Genomic DNA, 3457 nt, shown 5'->3' with positions numbered 1-3457 from the left:
TTTTCTGATGAGAAACCAACCTGACCGCCAACCATCATATCACCTGTGGTGAATGCGAACACCGAACTGATGAGAACTAGTGAAAATAGGACAAGAATTCCTTTTTTCATGGTAAACCTCCATGGTTTTTTTTTATTATAGAGCTCTGATAAGGCTCTTTTTTCACTCTATTCAAGATTACGAATTATTATCTAATTGAACTGATGTGCACTTTATATTACATTTAATTTTTTGTCAAGAAAAAAAAGCTATTCCTAAACAAAAAATGAGTTGACAGAAACAGTGTTTGTAGCATTACTTACCAAAATATATGAGAATGAATCTTAGTTTACGGGGTTTATATTGCTGTTACACATGCTCTTACTGTTAAATTTACTGGTCTTGGGGAATTTCGATGGATTATGCTGGAATTTGCATTAGCGATTTGGATGGCACTTTATTGCCTCCCAATGGCAAAATAAGTGCGACTAATCTGATCATGCTGGAAGAGCTTGCCCAAAGAGGTATATGCCGGGTATTGGCTACGGGTAGGTCTCTGTTCAGCATGAGTAAGGTTGTGCCTATTGATGCACCTTTCGATTATGTGATCTTTGCCACCGGTGCGGGGATTATGGATTGGAAAAAGCAGGAGCTTATCTATAGCCAAAATCTGGATGCCAAGCAAATATTGCGCGTTTGCGAGGTATTGGAAGATCTGAAATTGGATTATATGCTCCACAACAGTATTCCCGAAACTCATCACATTCAATACAAATCTTTTGGAACAAACACAGACTTCACTAATCGCATTGATATCTACCGTGAATTTGCCACAGAATTGCAGCATAGTGAAACCCCATCTTGGGATGGGGCAACTCAATTTCTAACTATTGTAGAGCACAATCGGAAAGATCTATATGAAGATCTCTGCACTCGGCTACATCCCCTCACGGCTATTCGCACAACTTCACCTCTGGATTTTTGCTCTATTTGGATTGAGATCTTTGCTCCCGGCGTAAACAAAGGTGAGGGAATTATGCGGTTGCTGCAAATAATCGGTATGTCATTACGGCATTGCATGGTTATAGGTAACGATTACAACGATTTGCACATGCTTGAGCTCTGCCCATTTGCCTATGTAACCGCCAATGCTCCGCAGGAATTGAAAGACAAGTTTGAAGTGGTGGCAAGTTGTGATAAGGATGGTTTTTCTGCGGCTGTGCAACATTGGCTAAGCCACTTCCCTGCTAGCACAAGCTCATAAAACATAAATCTATCTATTTCGAGAAATATAATGAAAACAATCTTTCTGCTTTCGATCTCTAACATCTTTATGACCTTCGCCTGGTACGGTCATCTCAAATATAAATCGACACCACTATTCAAGGTAATCTTGATATCTTGGTTTATCGCCTTTTTTGAATACTGTTTTCAGGTACCGGCAAATCGCATGGGATACGGCGTATTTAATGCTTACCAATTAAAAACTATACAGGAAGTAATAACACTGATAGTATTTACCGGCTTCTCTGTGTTTTACCTTAAGGAGGACATGCGCTGGAATTATATTGTGGGATTTGTGTTAATTGTGGCAGCCGTCTTTTTCATTTTCAAGGAGTGGTAGCGAGCTCATCCCAATAAGCCATTGCTCTGCGTAAATGCGGAATCACGATGGATCCTCCCACAACCAGGGCAATATTTATGGCTTCTTGCAGCTCTTCCATGCTTACCTTGAGTTCTGCACACTGGTCCAAGTGATAGCAGATACAATCGTCACACCTTAGCACCATCGAGGCCACAAGCCCCATCAGCTCTTTATGTTTGGCACTTATAGCACCATCAGAATAAGCTGCCTGATCTAAGGCAAAAAACCGTTTGATATTTAGATTTGCCCTATCCAAAGTTAAGCTGGTAAGCTCTATACGTTCTTTTCTAAAATCCTTTACTCGCATCTTTCAACCTTTCTGTACGCTTTTTAACAACTTAAAGAGCTGATCTTCCGTTGGTTTTCGCGGGCTTATAATCGTGTTTCTGGCAGCAAGTATCTGCGGAATCCAAGATTTCAATTGACAATCTGTTACTTCTAGCTGAATCTTGATGGGGAAGCCTTCCAGCCATTCAAAAAATTCCTGCATAGAAAGATCTAGGGCAGCAAAAAGTTGGTCAAATTCATCCTGTAATGCTTCGGCATAGAAGCGCATTATCGCTTCCATAAACATACCGTTTACCAAGCCATGCGAAATGCCATACTCTGTGGTAAATGGATAACCTATGGCGTGCTGTAAAGTTGTGCTCGTATGGGCAATTGCAATTCCTCCATACATCGCTGCCAATGCGAGCGCCTCTCTGTAAGGAAGGTGTCGAGGGGTTTTTAAACACAAACTTAGATTATCCATAATTAGCCGTATTCCCCTAAAAATCATGGGGTACAAAAGCGGATTGCGTTGTGTGCTATAAATTCCTTCCAAAAGGTGCGAAAGCGCATCTATAGATGTATGTAGGCTTACCTCGTAACTTTGGCTTAACATGTATTGAGGATTGATAACGGCTATTCTGGGAAAGATCAACTCGCTGCCAAATCCTGCCTTCTTGTGGCTTGCAAGATCCGTTAACACACTGTATGGAGTTACTTCGCTACCCGTGCCGTGAGTTGTGGGAATGGCTACAATCGGAACCGCTCTTTGCTGCAAATTTGCATCGTATAACTGGTGTTTTGCCAAATTGTTGGCTGCGGCTAAAGAGATCGCCTTGGCTGCATCCATAGGGCTGCCGCCGCCGATACCGATAATAAAATCGCATAAGTGGGTACCATACTCCTCTTTGCCTTCCATTACCATATCGGTGGTGGGATTTTCGGAAACCTTGGCATATACATGGTGACTAATGCCGTTTTTTGCCAATAGGGGCAGGATATCTGCCATCACACCACTTTTTTGCGCACTTGTTTTGCCACATACAATCAATGCCTTTTTTCCCAGCTTGGTTATATGACTCTGGGCTTTAGACAATGCACCGGTGCCAAAAAAGATCCTGGTAGGAATATACAACATCACATCTCCTTGTTTACATTAGCTGGAAGCATATTCTACACTCAATCTCAGGATGTCAAGCTTAATTGATTTTTGTACACAATGACCGATGAAAAATCGGGAGCATGTGGCGAAATCCCATACTACAAGGGTGGTGGGTGGCAGAGCTACGATCAGAAAAAGCCCGGAATATCTAGATCTCGAACATATAAATTTACTATTTTTGGATGTGCAACAATCTCATAAGTTTTCTCTCTAATAGCTAAACCCCATTATCCATTGTAGCTTTGCATACTGCTTGCCCTTCGCTTCAAAGCGATTTTAAGCAAGGTTCAAGCCGAGATCATGCTGTAGATTCGGGATCATGTTCCGCTAAAGTATGCCTAAATTGAAGATGAAGCAAGAACTGTGAAATACTTATGCAAGACCGTAGAATAATCAGGGCATGT

Annotated in this window: 4 protein-coding genes; 2 read left to right on the top strand and 2 right to left on the bottom strand. The window is 41.6% G+C overall.

Going from position 1 to position 3457, the window contains the following annotated elements; genetic code table 11:
- Positions 1 to 394: 394 nt before the first annotated feature.
- Positions 395 to 1243: a Cof-type HAD-IIB family hydrolase gene (locus LHW48_00370; GenBank protein ID MCB5258915.1), complete on the top strand. Its 849-nt coding sequence runs from the start codon at positions 395 to 397 to the stop codon at positions 1241 to 1243.
- 30 nt (positions 1244 to 1273) lie between these two features.
- Positions 1274 to 1603: a DMT family protein gene (locus tag LHW48_00365; protein ID MCB5258914.1), complete on the top strand. Its 330-nt coding sequence runs from the start codon at positions 1274 to 1276 to the stop codon at positions 1601 to 1603.
- On the opposite strand, the gene LHW48_00360 is transcribed toward LHW48_00365, so the two are convergent.
- On the bottom strand, positions 1590 to 1931 hold the full coding sequence (locus tag LHW48_00360) for a carboxymuconolactone decarboxylase family protein (protein MCB5258913.1): 342 nt from the start codon (positions 1929 to 1931) through the stop codon (positions 1590 to 1592). The genes LHW48_00365 and LHW48_00360 overlap by 14 nt on opposite strands.
- Before the next feature lie 3 nt (positions 1932 to 1934).
- Positions 1935 to 3029, bottom strand: a complete 1095-nt coding sequence (locus LHW48_00355) for an iron-containing alcohol dehydrogenase (GenBank protein ID MCB5258912.1) — start codon at positions 3027 to 3029, stop codon at positions 1935 to 1937.
- Positions 3030 to 3457 lie beyond the last annotated feature (428 nt).

Source organism: Candidatus Cloacimonadota bacterium, from assembly GCA_020532355.1.
Taxonomy (GTDB): domain Bacteria; phylum Cloacimonadota; class Cloacimonadia; order Cloacimonadales; family Cloacimonadaceae; genus UBA5456.
This window is presented reverse-complemented; position numbering and strand designations above follow the sequence as displayed.

Excerpts from the sequence above, each read along its gene's own strand:
- LHW48_00355 (MCB5258912.1), bottom strand. The coding sequence starts at position 3,029 with ATGTTGTATATTCCTACCAGGATCTTTTTTGGCACCGGTGCATTGTCT.
- LHW48_00370 (MCB5258915.1), top strand. The coding sequence starts at position 395 with ATGGATTATGCTGGAATTTGCATTAGCGATTTGGATGGCACTTTATTG.
- LHW48_00365 (MCB5258914.1), top strand. The coding sequence starts at position 1,274 with ATGAAAACAATCTTTCTGCTTTCGATCTCTAACATCTTTATGACCTTC.
- LHW48_00360 (MCB5258913.1), bottom strand. The coding sequence starts at position 1,931 with ATGCGAGTAAAGGATTTTAGAAAAGAACGTATAGAGCTTACCAGCTTA.